Genomic DNA, 18,506 nt, shown 5'->3' on the forward strand with positions numbered 1-18,506 from the left:
GGAGACATGACCCCGCCTGTGTGCACGCTCGCCTCGAATCCGACGCCGTACCCGTCGTTCTCGGCGTACGTCCGTACCCGCGGCACCGTCCTGATGCGCACCGCGCGCTCCCTCACCGCCAACCCCTGCGACGCGGAGGACCTGCTCCAGACGGCCCTCGTGAAGACGTACGTCGCCTGGGACCGCATCGAGGACCACCGCGCCCTGGACGGCTACGTCCGGCGGACCCTCGTCAACACCCGTACCTCCCAGTGGCGCAAGCGCAAGGTCGACGAGTTCGTATGCGACGAGCTCCCGGAAGCCGAAGGGGCCCCGTCCTCCGACCCCGCCGAGGTCCAGGCGCTGCGCGACGCGATGTGGCGTGCGGTGACCCGGCTGCCGGACCGGCAGCGGGCCATGGTCGTCCTGCGCTACTACGAGGACTTGAGCGAGGTGCAGACCGCCGAACTCCTGGGAGTCTCGGTCGGCACGGTCAAGAGCGCCGTCTCCCGCGCGCTGGGCAAGCTCCGAGAGGACCCGGAGCTCACCCCGGTGCGCTGAGGCGGCGGTGTTTCACGTGAAACCCGAGGATGTTTCACGTGAAACACGAAGCGGTTTCTACTCTCGGGTAGTGACAGACCGAGCGGTACGTGCGCAGAATCGGCAGCATCCGTAGCCGCCGCAGCGCCGCAGCGCTCACCGGGAGGACGCTTTGCTCAGCACCATGCAGGACGTACCGCTCCTCGTCACCCGCATACTCCGCCACGGGATGACGATCCACGGAAAGTCCCAGGTCACGACCTGGACCGGGGAGGCAGAGCCGCACCGACGCAGTTTCGCCGAGATCGGCCTCCGAGCCACCCGCCTCGCCGGCGCCCTGCGCGACGAGCTCGGAGTGCAGCAGGACGAGCGGGTCGCCACCCTCATGTGGAACAACGCCGAGCACGTCGAGGCGTACTTCGCGATCCCCTCGATGGGCGCGGTCCTGCACACGCTGAACCTGCGGCTTCCCCCGGAGCAGCTGGTCTTCATCGTCAACCACGCCGCCGACCGGGTCGTCCTGGTCAACGGCACGCTGCTGCCGCTGCTCGCGCCGCTGCTGCCGCACCTGCCGACCGTCGAGCACGTCGTCGTGTCCGGCATCGGCGACCGCTCCGCGCTCGACGGCCTGAACGTGCGCGTGCACGAGTACGAGGAGCTCCTCCAAGGCCGCTCCGACAGCTACGACTGGCCCGAGCTGGACGAGCGCCAGGCCGCCGCGATGTGCTACACCTCCGGCACGACCGGGGACCCGAAGGGCGTCGTCTACTCCCACCGCTCGCTCTACCTGCACTCCATGCAGGTCAACATGGCCGAGTCGATGGGGCTGACCGACAAGGACACCACCCTCGTGGTGGTTCCGCAGTTCCACGTGAACGCCTGGGGCCTGCCGCACGCCACCTTCATGACCGGCATCAACATGCTGATGCCGGACCGCTTCCTGCAGCCCGCCCCGCTCGCCGAGATGATCGAGCGGGAGAAGCCCTCGCACGCCGCGGCCGTGCCCACCATCTGGCAGGGGCTGCTGGCCGAGGTCACCGCCAACCCGCGCGACCTGTCCTCGATGAAGCAGGTGACCATCGGCGGCTCGGCCTGTCCGCCCTCCCTGATGGAGGCCTACGACAAGCTCGGGGTCCGCGTCTGCCACGCCTGGGGCATGACGGAGACCTCCCCGCTGGGCACGATGGCGCACCCGCCGGCCGGTCTGAGCGCCGAGGAGGAGTGGCCCTACCGGATCACGCAGGGCCGCTTCCCCGCAGGTGTCGAAGCCCGTCTCGTCGGCCCCGGCGGCGACCTGCTGCCCTGGGACGGTGCGTCGGCCGGCGAGCTCGAGGTCCGCGGCAACTGGATCGCGAACGCCTACTACGGCGGCGCCTCGGGCGAGCCCTTCCAGCCCGAGGACAAGTTCAGCGCCGACGGGTGGCTCAAGACCGGGGACGTCGGCGTCATCAGCCCCGACGGCTACCTCACCCTCACCGACCGCGCCAAGGACGTCATCAAGTCCGGCGGCGAGTGGATCTCGAGCGTCGAGCTGGAGAACGCGCTCATGGCGCACCCCGAGGTCGCCGAGGCCGCGGTGGTCGCCGTCCCCGACGAGAAGTGGGGCGAGCGGCCGCTGGCCACCGTCGTCCTCAAGGACGGCGCGACCGTGGACTACACGGGGCTGCGCGAGTTCCTCTCGCTGTCGATCGCCAAGTGGCAGCTGCCGGAGCGCTGGACGATCATCGCCGCCGTGCCGAAGACCAGCGTGGGCAAGTTCGACAAGAAGGTGATCCGCCAGCAGTACGCGGACGGTGCACTGGAGGTCACCAAGATCGCCTGATGCGGCCGGCCCCGACGGGGTCTAGCCCCGCGTGAGCCATGGCCGTAGCAGCCTGCTGACGGCGGGCATGGCCACGTAGGTCATCAGCGTGCTGAAGACGAAGGCGAAGGCGGCCGTTCGCAGCACGAAGTGCAGATCCACCAGGTACGGCCCGAGCACCGCGTTGCCCGCGAGCGAGATCGGGAAGATGGCCAGCCCCGAGCTGATGGCCATCTTCCACCGCGGCGGCGCGGGCCGGGTCGTACCCGGCTTGGCGAACCACGTCTCCATGCCGTGCAGTTCCCGCCGGGCTATCTCCGTGTGGTGGTGGCCCAGGCAGTTGGAGAACCACTGGGCCCGCTCCGGGGAGTCCTGCCAGCGCTGGAAGGCAGCCTGGTTGCGGAAACGGTGGACCAGGAACCACGGCCCGCCCTCGGTCGCCGGACGGAAGAGCCCGTAGCCCAGATGGTCCGGAAAACCGGCGGCCGTCTCCAGGATCCCGTGGGCCCAGGCTTCGAACGTCTCCTCGTGCCCGGGCTCGACCTGCCGCGCGATGAGCAGGTTCACCTCCCCGTTGTCGGCGGGGACTGTGTGCTCGGTCGTGTCGGTGATGGCCATCGGGCCAGGATCGCTAGTTGGTGCCGATCTTGGCCAGCAGGTCCACGATGCGGCCCTGGACGTCCGTCGTGGTGGCCCGCTCGGCGAGGAAGAGCACGCTCTCGCCCGAGGCCAGACGCGGCAGTTCGGCCGGATCGATCCCGGTCGCCGTGTAGACGACCAGCGGGGTGCGGTTCAGCTGCCCGTTCGCCCGCAGCCAGTCCACGATCCCGGCCCGCCGGCGGCGCACCTGCATCAGGTCCATGACCACCAGGTTGGGCCGCATCCGCGTCGCGAGCTCCACGGCGTCGGTGTCCGCGCCCGCCCGGGCGACCTGCATGCCGCGCCGCTCCAGGGCCGCGGTCAGCGCGGTCGCGATCTCGTCGTGCTCCTCGATGAGCAGCACCCGGGAGGGGTGCTGCTCGCTGTCGCGCGGGGCCAGCGCCTTGAGCAGCACGGCCGGATCGGCGCCGTACGCCGCTTCGCGCGTGGCATGCCCCAGCCCGGCCGTGACCAGTACGGGCACCTCGGCGGCCACGGCGGCCTGCCGCAGCGACTGCAGGGCGGTCCGGGTGATCGGACCGGTCAGTGGGTCGACGAACAGCGCGGCCGGGAAGGCGGCGATCTGCGCGTCCACCTCCTCACGGGAGTGCACGACCACCGGGCGGTAGCCACGGTCGCTGAGCGCCTGCTGCGTCTGCACATCGGGCGCCGGCCACACCAGGAGCCGGCGCGGGTTGTCCAGGGGCTCCGGAGGGAGTTCGTCGTCCACGGGCTGCGGCACGGGCCGGTTGACCACCTCGACCGCACCCCCCGGACCGTCCAGCGGCTCGGGTCCCTCGTCGGAACCCTCCTCGGGGGCCCCTATGGCGAAGGCCCGGCCCTGCGGGCTGGGCTCGGCGAGCCGGCGACGGCGGCCGGAACCGGAACCGGCGGCGGGGACCGCCCCGGCCGGATCGACGGCGATGCCCTGGCCGAGGGTGCCCAGCGCGCGCACGCTGATCGGCTGCGCGGCCTGCCCCTGCGCCGGGGCGTCCTGTGGCTGGCGGGCTCCGGGAACCGCGACCTGGCCGGAGGCACCGTCGTCCTCGGCAGCGGTACGGGCCGCCGGAACCGGCCACGCGGGGGCACCGGACAGCGCACGCCGCCGTCCGGTCGGGTTCTCGGCGGGCGCGTCAAAGGGCGCGGACGGCGCCTCGGGCTCGGCTGCCGGGGCGCCCAGAGCGCGGCGGCCACGGCGCCCGGCCGGTGCCGCGGCGTCGGGGCCGGTCTCGCCCTCGGAGGCAGCGGCGGCGGGGCCGGCTTCCGCGGGAACCGGGGTCGGGCCGGCGGGCAGCGCGAAGCCGCCCTCCGGGGCGATGGGCCGTGCCGGAGCGGGCGTCGGGCCGAGCCCCGTCGCCGGGACGGGACCGCCGGGCTGCGCCGGACCCGCCGGGCCCAGAGCCCGCCGCCGGCCGGCGGGGTGCTCGGTCACCGGGACCGGAGGCACCGCGGGCACGGGCGGGAGGGCGGGCATGGCGGTGCCCTGCGGCTGCACGGGGCGGCCGGGGCCGCCCTGGCCCTCGGGGCCGCCGCTCTCACCGCTGTCGTCACCGGCCCGGCCGCGCCTGCGACCGGTGCCGAGGCCCGCGGGGTTCACCGGGGACTGTGCGAGCTCGGGACCGGCCTGCGGCGCGGCCTCGCCGGCCCGTCGCCGGCCCGAGGGCAGCGCCAGTGCGCCCCCGCCCTGGCCGGCCTGCGCGGCCTCGGGTCCAGGCGCCTCGTCCTCCAGGAAGGCGTCCACTCCGCGCCGGGCCCGCCGGCCGCCGGAGACCTTGCCGGGGGCGGCGTCCGCGGCCGTCCCTGCGCCGTCCGGGCCGGTGCCCGCAGGGGGCTCCTCCGGCGGCTCGGGCAGGGTCACCGTCCCGGCACCCGCGCCGAGGGGGAGTTCCAGCACGTAGGCCCCGCCGGGCGCGCCCGGCACCTCCACCGTCTGCAGCACACCGCCGTGCGCGGCCACGATGCCCCGCACGATCGGCTCGTGGACCGGGTTGCCGCCCTCGTAGGGGCCGCGCACCTCGATCCGTACGACGTCGCCGCGCTGCGCGGCGGCCACCACGATCGTCGAGTCGCTGTACCCGCTGCCCTGACGGGTCTTGCCGGTGGCGTCCACGCCGGCGACGTCCGCGACCAGGTGGGCGAGGGCGGTCGAGATCCGCTCGGCGTCCACCTCGGCCTCGATGGTGGGCGCGTGGACGGCGAACTGCGCACGACCCGGGCCGATCAGCTCGATCGCGCCGTCGACGCCGGCCGTGACCACGCCGTTGATCAGGACCTTCTTCTTGGCGAGCCTGTCCCGGCCGGAGTCCAGACGCTGGAAGCCGAGCACGTTGTCCACCAGGGTGGTCATCCGCGAGTACCCGGCGGCCAGGTGGTGCAGGAGCTGGTTGGCCTCGGGCCACAGCTGCCCGGCGTCGTCGGCGGCCAGGGTCGCCAGCTCGCCGCGCAGCTCGTCCAGCGGTCCGCGCAGGGAGTCCCCGAGGACGGCGATCAGCTGCGCGTGCCGCGCGGCGAGGGCGTCGTAGGGCCGGCGGTCCGTGAAGGTCATGACGGCGCCCACGAGCTGCTCCCCGTCCCGTACGGGAGAGGTGGTCAGGTCGACGGCGACCGGCTGCCCGGCCTTGTTCCACAGCACCTGCCCGCGCACGCGGTGCTTGCGTCCGCTGCGCAGGGTGTCGGCGAGCGGGGACTCCTCGAAGGGGAAGGGCGAGCCGTCGGCGCGGGAGTGCTGGACCAGGCCGTGCAGTTCGCGGTTGCCGAGGTCGGTGGCGCGGTAACCGAGGATCTGGGCGGCCGCCGGGTTGACCAGCACCACGCGTCCGTCGGTGTCGGTGCCCACGACGCCCTCGGCGGCGGCGCGCAGGATCATCTCGGTCTGCCGCTGGGAGCGAGCCAGCTCGGCCTCGGTGTCGACGGTCTGGGAGAGGTCCCGGACCACGAGCATCAGCAGCTCGTCACCGGTGTAGGCCGGTTGCGGCTCGCGGTAGGCGTCGCGGCCGTCGAGGTGGGCGCTGGTGACCTCGACGGGAAACTCGGAGCCGTCGGTGCGGCGGGCGACCATCCGCTTGGGTTTGGTGCGGCCGCCCTCGTCCTCGCCCGGCCGGCGCATCGAGCCGGGGATCAGCTTGGAGTCGAACTCGGGCAGGAGGTCGAGCACGCCCCGGCCGACCAGTCCTGTGCCGGGGCTCTCCATGACCTCGAGCGCGATCGAATTGGCGTTGACGACCGTGCCGTTGGCGTTGACGAGCAACAGCGCGTCCGGAAGGGCGTCGAGTATTGCTGCGAGGCGAGCAGCGCCTCGGGATGGCCTGCTGCTCACGACGAGCTTCCTCCCTGACCAACGACTACCGGCAAGTCACGGGAGGAGTCTAAGGCCACAGGCTCGCGGCGGGGTGGCCGATGTGCTGCCGACAACGCGCATTCCGGTCATCCTCCCAGGTCAGGAACGCCCACTCGGAAGCAGAGGTTCCAACTCGTCCCAGCGCTTGATTTCGCATCCGTCCGTCCGGCGGAAGGTGGCGTTCACCTTGCGGCCGTTCCACGTTCCGGTGACGCGGGCGGTGGCGGGTCCGCCGTACTGCTTGGTGCAGAGCTGGTCCGGGGGGACGGGGGTGAAGGGGTTTCGTCCTTCTGCGGCGAGCTGGTCCAGGCGCGCGCAGGCGCCCTCGGCCTCCGGGTGGTCGCCGCCGACGGGGCCGCATTCGAGCGTGTACTCGCGGTCCAGCTGGCGGTTGCCGGTGTCGGCCATGGTCATGGTCAGCCGGTCGGGCGCGGCCAGCAGCTGTCCCAGGGGCAGTGGGGGCAGCGGCCCGGCGGCCGCGGTGGCCAGGGCCGAGGTGACGGCGAAGGCGGCGAGACGCAGCATGGGGCACTCCAGGTCGTCCGTACGTCATACGCCTGACCAACGACGCGGGCGCGCCGATGTTGCGTGCGGCGGGGCCTTTAAGGCTTTGCCCTCGGCCCGTCCCGCCTAGTACCGTGGGAGCGGATTGGTGAGGGGCCCTGCGCCTGTGTCATCATCTGCACGCACCTTCGTACGCGGGGGTGTGCTGGAGGCGTCGCCTAGTCCGGTCTATGGCGCCGCACTGCTAATGCGGTTTGGGTCTTACCACCCATCGAGGGTTCAAATCCCTCCGCCTCCGCAGTTCATCGAAGCCCCGGTCCGTCAGGACCGGGGCTTCGATGCGTTCCGGGGTCCGCACGCCGACCGGGGCGTTCCGGTGCGTTCCGAGCCTTGCCCCACCCCGGGCGCCGACCCATGCGGACGATCTTCATCCGGAGCGTTTCCCCAGGTCAGAGTGGGTTTGGCTAATGGATTTCGCGTCCCGGCAAGGTCCATGTATTGTTGTTCTCGCAAGGCCAACGGGGCGAAAAACCCCGGGAAGCCCAAGCACTCGTAGCTTAACGGATAGAGCATCTGACTACGGATCAGAAGGTTGCAGGTTCGAATCCTGCCGAGTGCACAGCAGGCAAGAGGCCCCGGACGAAAGTCCGGGGCCTCTGTCGTATGTCCCGGATGTGCCGGGCGGAGCGTCCTCCTTGAAGGGGAGGGGATCCCCCGGGGGATGTCAGGGGCGGGATGGCTCTGGCGGGGGACGTCGGCTACCCGACGGCGTCGGTACGGTTTTTGGAGATCGTCCGAAGCTGGAAAACGGGGGCAATCATGGGACTGTTCGGGAATGCGCACACCGTCGACCCCGTGTCGGCGCAGCGGGACTATGCGCGGTTGCTGGGTCAGGGGGAGCAGGTGCACGCCGCCTTCCTGCTCATCCGCGACACGATCCTGTTCACCGACCGGCGGCTGGTGCTCGTCGACAAGCAGGGGCTCACGGGCAAGAAGGTGGAGTACCACTCCGTCCCGTACCGGAGCATCACGCACTTCTCGGTGGAGACCGCCGGCCACTTCGATCTGGACGCCGAGCTGAAGATCTGGATATCCGGCAGCTCGACGCCGATCGAGAAGACCTTCACCAAGGGTGTCGACATCTACGAGGTGCAGGCGATCCTGACGCAGTTCGTAGCCCGGTAGCCCGGCGTCCGGCCTGCCGGTGTCAGAGGACCCGGGGGAGGCCGGTCACCGACATCACCAGCGAGTAGAGGGAGGTGGTGGCGGTGATGAAGAGGCGGTTGTTCCTGGGGCCGCCGAAGGCGATGTTCGAGACGGGCTCGGGGACGCGCAGGCGGCCGATCAGGGTGCCGTCCGCGGCGTAGCAGTGGACGCCGTTCTCCATCGCGGCCGCCCACAGCCGTCCCTCGTCGTCGAAGCGGATGTTGTCGATGCCGGGGCAAGTCGTGAAGACCCGGTCGCCGGTGAGGGCGCCGTCGTCGGTGACCTTGAAGGCGCGGATGTGGCCCGCCCTGGTGTCCGCCGCGTACAGCTCGCTCTCGTCGGGGGAGAAGACGAGCCCGTTGGGGCCGAGGAAGCCGTCGGCGACCATGCGCACCACGCCGGTCGCGGGATCGGCCCGGTAGAGGTTGCAGGCTCCGATCTCGCTGGGTGCGCGGTGGCCCTCGTAGTCGCTGGTGATGCCGAAGTCCGGGTCGGAGAACCAGACGGACCCGTCCGAGCGGACCACCGCGTCGTTCGGGCTGTTGAGCCGCTTGCCGTCGAAGCGGTCTGCGATGACGGTGATGCTGCCGTCGGGTTCGGTCCGGGTCACGCGCCGGTTGCCCTGTTCACAGGAGATCAGGCGGCCTTCGCGGTCGAGGGTGTTGCCGTTGGGGTGCCCGGCGGGCGAGCGGAAGACGGAGACCGCGCCGGTCGCCTCGTCCCAGCGCAGCATCCGGTCGTTGGGGATGTCGCTCCACACCAGTTGCCGCCAGGCCGGCAGATACAGCGGGCCTTCCGCCCAGCGGCAGTCGTCGTAGAGCCGGTCCAGCCGGGCGTCGCCGTTCGCGCAGCGGCCGGTCTTGAAGCGCTCGTCCAGGATCTCGTACAACGTGAGGTCGGCTATGGCAGACACGATTCCCCCTGATAGTGAATTGCCGAATCTTGTTCGGCCCGATGGTGAGATTGCAGGATCAGGTACCGTCTTCGCAAGGGTTGTCAGGCCCAAGAGAGGGAGATTGCGTGGACGACATCGACCGGGCGCTCGTCCTGCGCCTGCAGCAGGACGCCGGGCAGTCCTACGCGGCTCTCGGCACGGCCGTCGGGCTTTCGGCCGGGGCCACCCACGAGCGCGTACGCAAACTGCGCGAGCGCGGGGTGATCCGGCGGACCACCATCGACGTCGACCCGGCCGCTGTCGGCAGCGGGGTCCTCGCCTACGTGATGGTCGACTCCAACGCGTGGATGGGCGAGTCCGCAGGCGACTTCGCCGCGATCCCGGAGATCCAGGAGGCGCACATCATCGCGGGCAGCGCGTCGGTGCTGGTGAAGGTGCGCACGGCCTCGACCGAGCAGCTGCAGGACGTGCTGCGCCGCCTCTACGCCATCAACGGCGTCAGCGGTACGCATGCGACCGTCGTCCTGGACACCTTCTTCGAGCGACCGCTCCCGCTGTGACCTGGTGGTGCACCGGAATCCGGTGGAAGGGCTCCGCCCCGGTCATCGGCTGGTACGGCCAGGGGCGCGGCGAGCGCGTGAGCGCGCCGGCGTACGGGCAGAGGCTGGCCTTCGTCGCGCGCGGGGAGCGGCACTGCCTCGGCGTGTGGCGGGCCGGGAAGCGGACCCCCTGCCCGGTCTCCGCCCTCGTTCCGGGCCGCGCAGGCGGTGCGCAGTGCCCCGAATGCGCGCGCCTCGACCGGTCGTTCTCCGTGGCGTCCGACACCAACGTCGCCGATCCGCGGACCTACCGGGTCTATCTGGCCTGGTTCGGCCCCGGCATGGTCAAGGTCGGGATCACCGCCGAGGAGCGCGGCTCCGCCCGGCTGCTGGAGCAGGGGGCGATGTCCTGGACCTGGCTGGGACGCGGGCCGCTGATGGCCACCCGGCGTACCGAGGAGCTGTTGCGGGCGGCGCTCGGGGTGCCCGACCGGATCGCGTACGCGCGCAAGCGTGCCGTGCGGGCACATCTGCCCGGTGCGCCGGAGCGGGCGCGGGAGGTTACTGAGCTGCACGGCCGGGCGGCGGCGCTGGCCGGGTGGCCGGAGTCCCTGGAGCGACTGGGATGCGAAGTCACCGATCATGCAGTGGTGTTCGGGATGGACAGCTGGGAGGGACTCCCGGCCCCGGACCGGGTGGTCGCGGAGATGGCGGCCGACCGGGCCGTCGTGGGGCGGCTGGTCGGCGCCGCCGGGCCCGACCTGCACTTCGAGGACGGGCTCGTGGTCGACACCCGGCTGCTGGCCGGCTGGGAGCTCGCTGCCCCGGACGAGGGGGCGGTGACCTCGGTGCCGGTGGCCCAGATCCCGTCCGCGGCCGCGCCTCCCGCGGAGCAGGACGGGCTGTTCTGACATCCTGGGAGGGGGGTCCACGCGGCCGGTGCCATGGTCAAGTCTTGGATCCCTTTGGTCTCCCGGGGCCGCATCGGGTGGACATGCCGGGGTCGCTCGGCCGAGGGTGGTGGGCATGACCACTCAGCCGGTGGCGGCCTTCGAACCGCCCTATGTCATGGCCGTTTTCAGTAGCGTCCGTACCGCGGACGACACCGGACTCGATGAGCTCAACGATCGGATGGAGGAGATCGTCCAGGCGATCCCCGGCTACCTCGGCTACGAGTCCGCGCGCAATCCCGAAGGCCTGGGCATCACCGTCGCCTACTTCCGGGACCACGAGTCCCTCACGGTGTGGCGCGAGAACATGGAGCACCAGGCGGCCATGAAGAAGGGTCGCGCCGACTGGTACGAGAGCTACACCCTGCACGTCGCGACCGTCGAGCGGAGCCACGGCTTTGTCCGCAACGGCTGATGCGGTCCGCGCCTTCCGGGAGCGGCTCGGGCTGCCCGGACTGGTTGACGTCCACACGCACTTCATGCCCGAGCGGGTCCTGGACAAGGTGTGGGACTACTTCGACGCGATCGGCCCGCTGACCGGTGTCGAGTGGCCCATCACCTACCGCCACGAGGAGGACCAGCGCGTCGCGCTCCTGCGGGAGTTCGGGGTACGGGCCTTCACCTCGATGCTCTATCCGCACAAGCCGGAGATGGCCGCCTGGCTCAACGCCTGGTCCGCCGATTTCGCGGCCCGCACCCCGGACTGCCTGCACACCGCGACCTTCTTCCCGGAGGAGGGAGTGGACACCTACGTCCGCCAGGCCGTGGAATCGGGTGCGCGGATCTTCAAGGCGCACCTCCAGGTCGGCGGCTACGACCCGAACGACGATCTGCTCGACCCCGTCTGGGGGCTGCTGGCCGAGGCCGGCACCCCCACCGTGATCCACTGCGGCTCCGGTCCCGTCCCCGGCAAGTACACGGGCCCCGACCCGGTCGCCCGGCTGCTGGCCCGTCATCCGCGGTTGCCGCTGGTCATCGCCCACATGGGCATGCCCGAGTACGCGGACTTCCTCGACCTCGCCGACCGGCATCCGGCGGTGCGCCTCGACACGACCATGGCCTTCACCGACTTCTCCGAGCGGTTCAGCGGATTCCCGCCCGCGGATCTCGGCCGGCTCGCGGACCTCGGCGACCGGATCCTGTTCGGGACCGACTTCCCGAACATCCCCTACCCGTACGAGCACCAGCTCGCCGCCCTCGAACGGCTGAGCCTGGGCGACGACTGGCTGCGGGCGGTCTGCCACGACAACGGCGCCCGGCTGTTCCGCCTCGACGGCTGACCGGCCCCGCCCGGACCCGCGCCGCCCGACCGGGCTCCCGACCGGGCTCCCGACGGGCCGGGGCCCCTTTCTCAGGAAATTCACAGGTTGGGGCAAGAACGCTCTCAGAGGCGCCGGGGAGCGTGTCCGTATGACTGCGACGACCACCTCCCAAGCGTCCACGTCCACCGGCAACCACACGGCCCTGGTACGGCCCGACGGCGGGCCCTGCCGGGTGCTCGTCGTCGACGACGAGGCCTCGCTCTCCGAGCTGCTGTCCATGGCCCTGCGCTACGAAGGCTGCGAGGTCCGCAGCGCCGGCGACGGCGCCGGGGCCCTGCGGGCAGCGCGTGGCTTCCGCCCGGACGTGGTCGTCCTCGACGTCATGCTCCCCGACATGGACGGTCTCACCGTCCTCGGACAGCTGCGCCGGGAGATTCCCCAGGTCCCCGTCCTGTTCCTGACCGCCAAGGACTCCGTGGAGGACCGGATCGCCGGCCTCACCGCCGGCGGCGACGACTACGTCACCAAGCCCTTCAGCCTGGAGGAGGTCGTGGCCCGGCTGCGCGGCCTGGTGCGGCGTTCGGGCGCGGCACAGGCGGCGCGCGGCGGCTCGGTGCTCACCGTCGGTGATCTGCGCCTCGACGAGGACAGCCACGAGGTGGTCCGGGGCGGCCAGGAGGTCCACCTGACCGCCACCGAGTTCGAGCTGCTGCGCTACCTCATGCGAAATCCGCGGCGCGTGCTCAGCAAGGCGCAGATCCTGGACCGGGTCTGGTCCTACGACTTCGGCGGCCAGGCCAACGTGGTCGAGCTCTACATCTCCTACCTGCGCCGCAAGCTGGAGAGCGGCCTCGGCCTGCCGTCGATGATCCACACCCGGCGCGGGGCGGGCTACCTGATCAAGCCGGCCGAGTAGTGGCACAGCGCAGGAGCCGGCGGCCGGGCGGGCGCCGGCCCTGGTCGCTGCGGACCCGGCTCGTCGTCTCGGCGGTGGCCCTGATCGCCGTGGTGGGAGCGGCCATCGGAACCGTCACCACCCTCGCGCTGCGCTCGTACCTGGTCACCCAGCTCGACGAGCAGCTGGACACGTCCATGAAGATGGCCGCCCGGGTGCCCGGCGGGAAGGCGGCCCGGGAGGGCGGAGCCGGCTTCGTCATGGCCCCCGGCAGCCCGCTGGACACCGTGGGGATCCGCCTGGACCACGACGGCGCGGTCGTGGCCAGCGCCCGCAACACCCGCGGCGAGGGATGGTCGCCCGACCAGGTACCGCCGCCGCTCACCGAAGCCCAGAGCACGGTCCTCGCCCGGGCCGCCCGGGCCGCCCAGAAGGACGGCCAGGGCTCGCCCGGGCGAGCGGTGGGCGCGGAGCTGCCGGGCCTGGGCAGCTACCGGGTGCTCGCCTCCCCGGACCGGGCAGTCGTCCTCGCCTTCCCGCTCAGCGAGGTCGACTCCACCGTCCGCACCCTGGTCGGGGTCGAGGTCTGCGTCACCCTGGCCGGGCTGATCGCCGCCTCGCTCGCCGGGCAGGCCCTGGTCGGGGTCGCCCTGCGTCCGCTGCGCCGAGTCGCGGCCACCGCCACCCGGGTCTCCGAACTCCCCCTGCACAAGGGCGAGCCCGCGCTCCACGAACGGGTCCCGGACGCCGAGGCCGACCCCCGCACCGAGGTGGGCCAGGTCGGCGCCGCCATCAACCGGATGCTCGGCCATGTCTCCTCCGCCCTCACGGCGCGCCAGCAGAGCGAGATGCGGGTGCGGCAGTTCGTCGCCGACGCCAGCCATGAACTGCGTACGCCGCTGGCCTCCATCCGCGGCTACGCCGAACTCACCCGCCGGGGCCGCGAGGAGCCCGGCCCCGACACCCGGCACGCCCTGGGCCGGATCGAGTCCGAGGCCACCCGGATGACCGGCCTGGTCGAGGACCTGCTCCTGCTGGCGCGACTCGACGCGGGCCGCCCGCTGTCCACCACCGACACCGAAGCCGACCTCGCCCCGCTCGTCATCGACGCCGTCAGCGACGCCCGGGCCGCCGGGCCGGAACACCGCTGGCGCCTGAACCTGCCCGAGGAGCCCGCGTCCGTACGCGCCGACGCCGCCCGCATCCAACAGGTGCTGGTGAACCTGCTCGCCAACGCCCGTACCCACACACCGCCCGGCACCACCGTCACCGCCCATGTTTCACGTGAAACATCCGCCGTCCGGCTGCGCATCGAGGACGACGGACCCGGAATCGCTCCCGAGCTGCTCCCCCGCGTCTTCGAGCGCTTCGCCCGCGGGGATGCCTCCCGCTCCCGGGCCGCCGGTTCCACGGGCCTCGGGCTGGCCATCGTCCAGGCCGTGGTCACGGCCCACGGCGGGAGCGTCGGCGTGCAGAGCGAGCCGGGACGGACCTGCTTCGAGGTCGTCCTGCCGCTCGCCGGGGCCAACGGGCCGACGGGTCCGGACTCACAGACCGGCCACAGGCTCACCACACTGAGGTGACAGGCGGCTCCGCGAGTGTCGGAGCATGCCAACCGACACCTCTCCCGGGGCCCTTCCGGCGCGGGCGCCCCTCGCGCCGCTGCCCGGCGAGCCCGTCCTCGACGTGGTGATCCCGGTCTTCAACGAGGAGAAGGACCTCGGGCCGTGCGTGCGCCGACTCCACGAGCACCTCAGCCGGACCTTCCCTTATCCCTTCCGGATCACGGTCGCCGACAACGCGAGTACCGACCGCACCCCCGAGGTCGCGGCCGGGCTCGCCGCGGCCCTGGACGGCGTACGCAGCACCCGCCTGGAGGAGAAGGGCCGGGGCAGGGCCCTGCGCACGGTCTGGTCCGGTTCCGACGCCCCCGTCCTCGCCTACATGGACGTGGACCTCTCCACCGACCTGAACGCGCTGCTGCCGCTCGTCGCCCCCCTCATCTCCGGTCACTCCGACCTCGCCATCGGCACCCGCCTGGCCCGCTCCTCACGGGTCGTGCGGGGAGCCAAGCGGGAGTTCGTCTCCCGCGCCTACAACCTCCTGCTGCGGTCCTCCCTCGCCGCCCGGTTCAGCGACGCGCAGTGCGGCTTCAAGGCCATCCGGCGCGAGGTCGCCGAGCGCCTGCTGCCACTGGTGGAGGACACGGGCTGGTTCTTCGACACCGAACTGCTCGTGCTCGCCGAACGGGCCGGGCTGCGGATCCACGAAGTGCCCGTGGACTGGGTCGACGACCCCGACTCCACCGTCCACATCGTCAGGACCGCCACCGAGGACCTCAAAGGCGTCTGGCGCGTGGGCCGGGCGCTGGCCGTCGGAGCGCTCCCGCTCGACCGGCTCGCCCGCCCCTTCGGCGACGACCCGCGCGACCGCACCGCGGTGCCGGGGGTGGACGGCGGACTCGCCCGGCAGCTCATCGGCTTCTGCACCGTCGGAGTCCTCTCCACCCTGCTCTACCTGGTGCTGTACTCCGCCTTCCGGGGCGGGGCCGGCCCTCAGCTCGCCAACGGCGCTGCTCTGCTGCTTTCCGCCGTGGCCAACACAGCGGCCAACCGCCGGCTGACCTTCGGCGTCCGCGGCAGGGAGCGGGCCGTACGTCACCAGGCCCAGGGGCTGGTGGTCTTCGGCATCGGGCTGGCGCTCACCAGCGGCTCCCTGGCCGCCCTCACGGCGGCCACGCCCCACCCCGCGCACGGCACCGAGCTGGCCGTCCTGATCACCGCGAACCTCGCAGCCACCGTGCTGCGCTTCCTGCTCCTGCGCGCCTGGGTCTTCCCCGAGCGGCGCGGCGCCCATGCCCGTATCTCCACCTCCACCTCCACCTCCGCATCCCTATCCACTTCCACGTCCAAGGAGGGCCGATGACCACGGCAGCACTCCCGATCTTCCCGGCCGCCGTGGCCGGCGCCCCCACCGCCCGGCCCCGCTGGGAACGGCCCGCCCTCGCCGGGCTGCTGATCGCCACCGCGGCCCTGCTGCTGTGGGACCTGGACGCCTCCGGCTACGCGAACTCCTTCTACTCGGCGGCCGTGCAGGCCGGCAGCGAGAGTTGGAAGGCCTTCTTCTTCGGCTCCTCCGACGCGGGCAACTCCATCACCGTCGACAAGCCCCCGGCCGCCCTGTGGCCGATGATGCTGTCGGTCCGGCTCTTCGGGCTGGGCTCCTGGCAGATCCTCGTCCCGCAGGCCCTGATGGGTGTGGCGACCACCGGTGTGCTGTACGCCGCTGTACGCCGCCAGTTCGGGCCGGGGGCGGCGCTGCTGAGCGGCGCCGCCTTCGCACTGACACCCGTCGCCGCATTGATGTTCCGCTTCAACAACCCCGACGCGCTGCTGACCCTGCTGCTCACCGTCACCGTGTACTGCCTGCTGCGGGCCCTCGAAGGGGCGCACACCCGCTGGCTGGTCTGGGCCGGCGTGGCGGTCGGCTTCGCCTTCCTCACCAAGACCCTGCAGGCTTTCGTCATCCTGCCGCCGCTCGCCGTGCTGTACGCCGTCTGCGCGCCCACCGGGCTGCGCCGCAGGCTCGGTCAGCTGCTGCTCGCAGGCGGCGCGATGGTGGTGGCGGGCGGCTGGTGGGTCGCCGTCGTCGAACTGTGGCCCGCCTCCTCCCGCCCGTACATCGGCGGCTCGCAGAACAACTCCTTCCTGGAACTGACCCTCGGATACAACGGCCTCGGCCGGATCAACGGCAATGAGACCGGCAGCGTCGGCGGCGGCGGAGCGGGTGGCCCCGGTGGCGGCGGCGGTGGCGGACGCTGGGGAGAGAGCGGGATCGACCGGCTCTTCTCGGGCAACATCGGCGGGCAGATCTCCTGGCTGCTGCCTGCCGCCCTGGTGCTGCTCGTGGCCGGGCTGGTGATCACCTGGCGGGCCCGCCGGGCCACCGACTCGGTGGACGGCATGGCGCGCGCGGCCTTCCTGGCCTGGGGCGGCTCGCTGCTGATCACCGCGGTGGTCTTCAGCTACATGCAGGGCATCTTCCACGAGTACTACACCGTGGCTCTGGCGCCTTTCGTGGCCGCGCTGATCGGCATGGGCGTGGCCGTGCTGTGGGAGGAGCGCGGCAGCACGATGGCCGCCGTCACCCTCTCCGGGACGCTCGCACTGACGGCGCTCTGGTCGTACGTCCTGCTCGGCCGCGCCACCGGCTACCTGCCGTGGCTGCGCTGGGCCGTGCTGGTGGGCGGGCTGCTCGCCGCGGTCGCGCTGCCGTTCGCGGGGCGGGTCGGCCGGCGGATGCTGCAGGCCACGGCGGGGCTCGGAGTGGCCGCGGCCCTGGCCGGACCGCTCGCGTACTGCATGACCACCGTGAGCACCGGCCACACCGGATCCATCGTGACCGCCGGACCGGCGGTGGCGGGTGGCCGGGGCGGACCCGGCGGGATGATGGGCGGCCCGGGCGGGGCCGGTGGGGCCGGCGGATTCGGCGAAATGCGGCCGGGTGGTCAGGACGGTCAGGGCGGCGGCCAGGACGGTCAGGGCGGTGGCGGTACGTGGCCGGGCGGCGGGCAGCAGCCCGGTGGCGCGCTGCCGCAGGGAGCCGTACCGCCGGGCCAGGGCCAGGGAGGCATGCCCGGAGCGGCCGGCCGCGGAGCCGAGCGTCCGGGAGGCTTCCCCGGCGGCATGACGGGCGGCGGCCCGGGCGGAGCCGGCGGCCTGCTCAACGGTGCCCGCGTCAGCGCCGAGGCCAAGGCGGCCCTCACGGCCGACTCCGACGCCTACACCTGGGCAGCGGCGGCCATCGGCGCGCAGAACGCGGCGAGTTACCAGCTGGCCTCCGGCGTGCCCGTCATGCCGATCGGCGGCTTCAACGGCAGTGACCCCTCACCGACCCTGGAGCAGTTCAAGGAGTACGTGCGGGACGGGAAGATCCACTGGTTCATCGGGCAGGGCAGCACGAGCACGAGCACGAGCACGAGCGCGGGCACGGGCACGGGTGAGGGCGGCGGACGCCGTGGCGGCGGTGGTCCCGGAGGCCCGGGGGGCGGCACCAGCACGGAGATCGAGAACTGGGTGAAGGCCACGTTCAAGGAGTCCACGGTCGGCGGAGCCACCTTCTACGACCTGACGACCCCTACGTCCTGACCCCGCGTCATCCGGCCCGAGCGCTAGCATCAAGAGGGCGGACCGGGCATTCCGGGCTGGTCCGGCTGTCGCGAGGAGGGTGCCTGCATGGTGACCGCGGCCGATCCGGGCGAGACCCGGACCAGCGTGTGGCTGGTGGCCAGGCCCGCCCCGTCCGGCAGACGCCGAACCGAGGCACCCTCCGGGCTCGACCGGGACCGGATCACCACCGCCACCGTGCGGCTGCTCGACGCCGACGGGCTCGCCCGGTTCTCGATGCGGAGGCTGGCCGCCGGGCTCGGCGTCACCGCGATGTCCCTGTACTGGTACGTGGACACCAAGCACGATCTGCTCGAACTGGCCCTGGACCGGGCCCTGGGCGAGCTGGCCCTGCCGGCCGGGCAGCCGGGGTCCGGCGGGGCGGGCTGGCCGGGCGGGCTCAAGGAGCTGGCCCGGGGCTACCGGCGGGTGCTGGCGGACCACCCGTGGGTGGCTCCGCTCAGCGCCGCCTACCCGAACATCGGCCCACACGCGAGGGCCTTCGACGCGGCCCTCCAGCGGCTGATGGACGCCACGGGCCTGGTGGGCGCCGCCCGGACCGGCGCCCACCTGGCCGTCCGGCAGTTCCTGCACGGCTGCGGGGGAGCGTTCCGGCGGACGCCCGAGGACGACTTCTGCCTGGCGCTCGACGTCCTGACAGCGGGTATCGAGGCCACGGCCGCCACCACCGCCCGAGCACGGCCCGAGCGCCTCCTGTGAACGGCCTGAGCGCCGCCCGGATGACCGGGCGGCGCTCAGGGGTGAAAGGGGTGAAGGGGCAAAGGGGCTCAGCG

General features: G+C 72.4%; 16 protein-coding genes and 2 tRNA genes. 14 read left to right on the forward strand and 4 right to left on the reverse strand.

The features are described from left to right. The first annotated feature begins 6 nt into the window (after nt 1-6). Together E6U81_RS13780 and E6U81_RS13785 are read left to right on the forward strand one after the other, a co-directional pair. The gene (locus tag E6U81_RS13780) at nt 7-540 is read left to right on the forward strand and encodes a SigE family RNA polymerase sigma factor (RefSeq protein WP_136230366.1); all 534 of its coding nucleotides are present in this window, start codon (nt 7-9) and stop codon (nt 538-540) included. 151 nt (nt 541-691) lie between these two features. Next, nucleotides 692-2,341 (forward strand): long-chain fatty acid--CoA ligase, encoded by a 1,650-nt coding sequence (locus E6U81_RS13785; protein ID WP_136230367.1) that lies wholly within the window; start codon nt 692-694, stop codon nt 2,339-2,341. A gap of 21 nt (nt 2,342-2,362) precedes the next feature. On the opposite strand, the gene E6U81_RS13790 is transcribed toward E6U81_RS13785, so the two are convergent. The 3 genes from E6U81_RS13790 to E6U81_RS13800 all read right to left on the reverse strand — a co-directional run bounded on the left by E6U81_RS13790 (nt 2,363) and on the right by E6U81_RS13800 (nt 6,821). Next, a complete protein-coding gene (locus E6U81_RS13790) occupies nt 2,363-2,938 on the reverse strand; it encodes an antibiotic biosynthesis monooxygenase (RefSeq protein WP_136230368.1) in 576 nt (191 codons plus the stop codon). 13 nt (nt 2,939-2,951) lie between these two features. Next, nucleotides 2,952-6,275 carry a PAS domain-containing protein gene (locus tag E6U81_RS13795; protein WP_136230369.1) on the reverse strand — a complete coding sequence of 1,108 codons (3,324 nt, stop codon included), beginning with the start codon at nt 6,273-6,275 and terminating at the stop codon, nt 2,952-2,954. 120 nt (nt 6,276-6,395) lie between these two features. Then, entirely contained in the window at nt 6,396-6,821 is a 426-nt protein-coding gene (locus E6U81_RS13800) for an SSI family serine proteinase inhibitor (RefSeq protein ID WP_136230370.1), read from the reverse strand. A 186-nt stretch (nt 6,822-7,007) separates the two neighbouring features. Here E6U81_RS13800 and E6U81_RS13805 point away from each other — a divergent pair. From E6U81_RS13805 to E6U81_RS13815, 3 genes are all read left to right on the forward strand, one after another. Next, a tRNA-Ser gene (locus tag E6U81_RS13805) sits at nt 7,008-7,098 on the forward strand. Nucleotides 7,099-7,346: 248 nt separating this feature from the next. Continuing rightward, nucleotides 7,347-7,419 (forward strand) — tRNA-Arg (locus E6U81_RS13810). 200 nt (nt 7,420-7,619) lie between these two features. Beyond that, nucleotides 7,620-7,985 carry a PH domain-containing protein gene (locus E6U81_RS13815; protein WP_030839590.1) on the forward strand — a complete coding sequence of 122 codons (366 nt, stop codon included), beginning with the start codon at nt 7,620-7,622 and terminating at the stop codon, nt 7,983-7,985. Nucleotides 7,986-8,007: 22 nt separating this feature from the next. On the opposite strand, the gene E6U81_RS13820 is transcribed toward E6U81_RS13815, so the two are convergent. After that, nucleotides 8,008-8,919, reverse strand: coding sequence for an SMP-30/gluconolactonase/LRE family protein (locus E6U81_RS13820; RefSeq protein WP_206309920.1), 912 nt, complete (start codon nt 8,917-8,919; stop codon nt 8,008-8,010). Nucleotides 8,920-9,026: 107 nt separating this feature from the next. Here E6U81_RS13820 and E6U81_RS13825 point away from each other — a divergent pair, with 107 nt between their 5' ends. The 9 genes from E6U81_RS13825 to E6U81_RS13865 all read left to right on the forward strand — a co-directional run bounded on the left by E6U81_RS13825 (nt 9,027) and on the right by E6U81_RS13865 (nt 18,432). Next, nucleotides 9,027-9,461 (forward strand): Lrp/AsnC family transcriptional regulator, encoded by a 435-nt coding sequence (locus E6U81_RS13825; RefSeq protein ID WP_136230371.1) that lies wholly within the window; start codon nt 9,027-9,029, stop codon nt 9,459-9,461. Continuing rightward, nucleotides 9,458-10,351, forward strand: a complete 894-nt coding sequence (locus E6U81_RS13830) for a DUF2797 domain-containing protein (RefSeq protein ID WP_136230372.1) — start codon at nt 9,458-9,460, stop codon at nt 10,349-10,351. The genes E6U81_RS13825 and E6U81_RS13830 overlap by 4 nt, the downstream gene beginning before the upstream one ends. A 115-nt stretch (nt 10,352-10,466) precedes the next feature. Continuing rightward, a complete protein-coding gene (locus tag E6U81_RS13835) occupies nt 10,467-10,805 on the forward strand; it encodes an antibiotic biosynthesis monooxygenase (protein WP_031156277.1) in 339 nt (112 codons plus the stop codon). Next, nucleotides 10,789-11,670 carry an amidohydrolase family protein gene (locus tag E6U81_RS13840; RefSeq protein ID WP_136230373.1) on the forward strand — a complete coding sequence of 294 codons (882 nt, stop codon included), beginning with the start codon at nt 10,789-10,791 and terminating at the stop codon, nt 11,668-11,670. Before E6U81_RS13835 ends, E6U81_RS13840 begins: the two co-directional genes overlap by 17 nt. 130 nt (nt 11,671-11,800) lie before the next feature. Next, nucleotides 11,801-12,568, forward strand: a complete 768-nt coding sequence (locus E6U81_RS13845) for a response regulator transcription factor (RefSeq protein WP_136230374.1) — start codon at nt 11,801-11,803, stop codon at nt 12,566-12,568. Then, on the forward strand, nt 12,568-14,130 hold the full coding sequence (locus tag E6U81_RS13850) for a HAMP domain-containing sensor histidine kinase (protein ID WP_136230375.1): 1,563 nt from the start codon (nt 12,568-12,570) through the stop codon (nt 14,128-14,130). Before E6U81_RS13845 ends, E6U81_RS13850 begins: the two co-directional genes overlap by 1 nt. A gap of 25 nt (nt 14,131-14,155) precedes the next feature. Further along, nucleotides 14,156-15,472, forward strand: a complete 1,317-nt coding sequence (locus E6U81_RS13855) for a bifunctional glycosyltransferase family 2/GtrA family protein (RefSeq protein ID WP_136230376.1) — start codon at nt 14,156-14,158, stop codon at nt 15,470-15,472. Continuing rightward, entirely contained in the window at nt 15,469-17,694 is a 2,226-nt protein-coding gene (locus E6U81_RS13860; protein WP_136230377.1) for a glycosyltransferase family 39 protein, read from the forward strand. The genes E6U81_RS13855 and E6U81_RS13860 overlap by 4 nt, the downstream gene beginning before the upstream one ends. A gap of 87 nt (nt 17,695-17,781) precedes the next feature. After that, nucleotides 17,782-18,432: a TetR/AcrR family transcriptional regulator gene (locus E6U81_RS13865; protein WP_136230378.1), complete on the forward strand. Its 651-nt coding sequence runs from the start codon at nt 17,782-17,784 to the stop codon at nt 18,430-18,432. Nucleotides 18,433-18,506: the final 74 nt, after the last annotated feature.

It is taken from the genome of Streptomyces sp. A0592 (assembly GCF_004795115.1).
Lineage (GTDB): Bacteria > Actinomycetota > Actinomycetes > Streptomycetales > Streptomycetaceae > Streptomyces > Streptomyces erythrochromogenes.

Coding starts and splice junctions, on each gene's coding strand:
- E6U81_RS13855 (WP_136230376.1), top strand. CDS start 14,156: ATGCCAACCGACACCTCTCCCGGGGCCCTTCCGGCGCGGGCGCCCCTC.
- E6U81_RS13845 (WP_136230374.1), top strand. CDS start 11,801: ATGACTGCGACGACCACCTCCCAAGCGTCCACGTCCACCGGCAACCAC.
- E6U81_RS13835 (WP_031156277.1), top strand. CDS start 10,467: ATGACCACTCAGCCGGTGGCGGCCTTCGAACCGCCCTATGTCATGGCC.
- E6U81_RS13815 (WP_030839590.1), top strand. CDS start 7,620: ATGGGACTGTTCGGGAATGCGCACACCGTCGACCCCGTGTCGGCGCAG.
- E6U81_RS13800 (WP_136230370.1), bottom strand. CDS start 6,821: ATGCTGCGTCTCGCCGCCTTCGCCGTCACCTCGGCCCTGGCCACCGCG.
- E6U81_RS13790 (WP_136230368.1), bottom strand. CDS start 2,938: ATGGCCATCACCGACACGACCGAGCACACAGTCCCCGCCGACAACGGG.
- E6U81_RS13865 (WP_136230378.1), top strand. CDS start 17,782: ATGGTGACCGCGGCCGATCCGGGCGAGACCCGGACCAGCGTGTGGCTG.
- E6U81_RS13860 (WP_136230377.1), top strand. CDS start 15,469: ATGACCACGGCAGCACTCCCGATCTTCCCGGCCGCCGTGGCCGGCGCC.
- E6U81_RS13780 (WP_136230366.1), top strand. CDS start 7: ATGACCCCGCCTGTGTGCACGCTCGCCTCGAATCCGACGCCGTACCCG.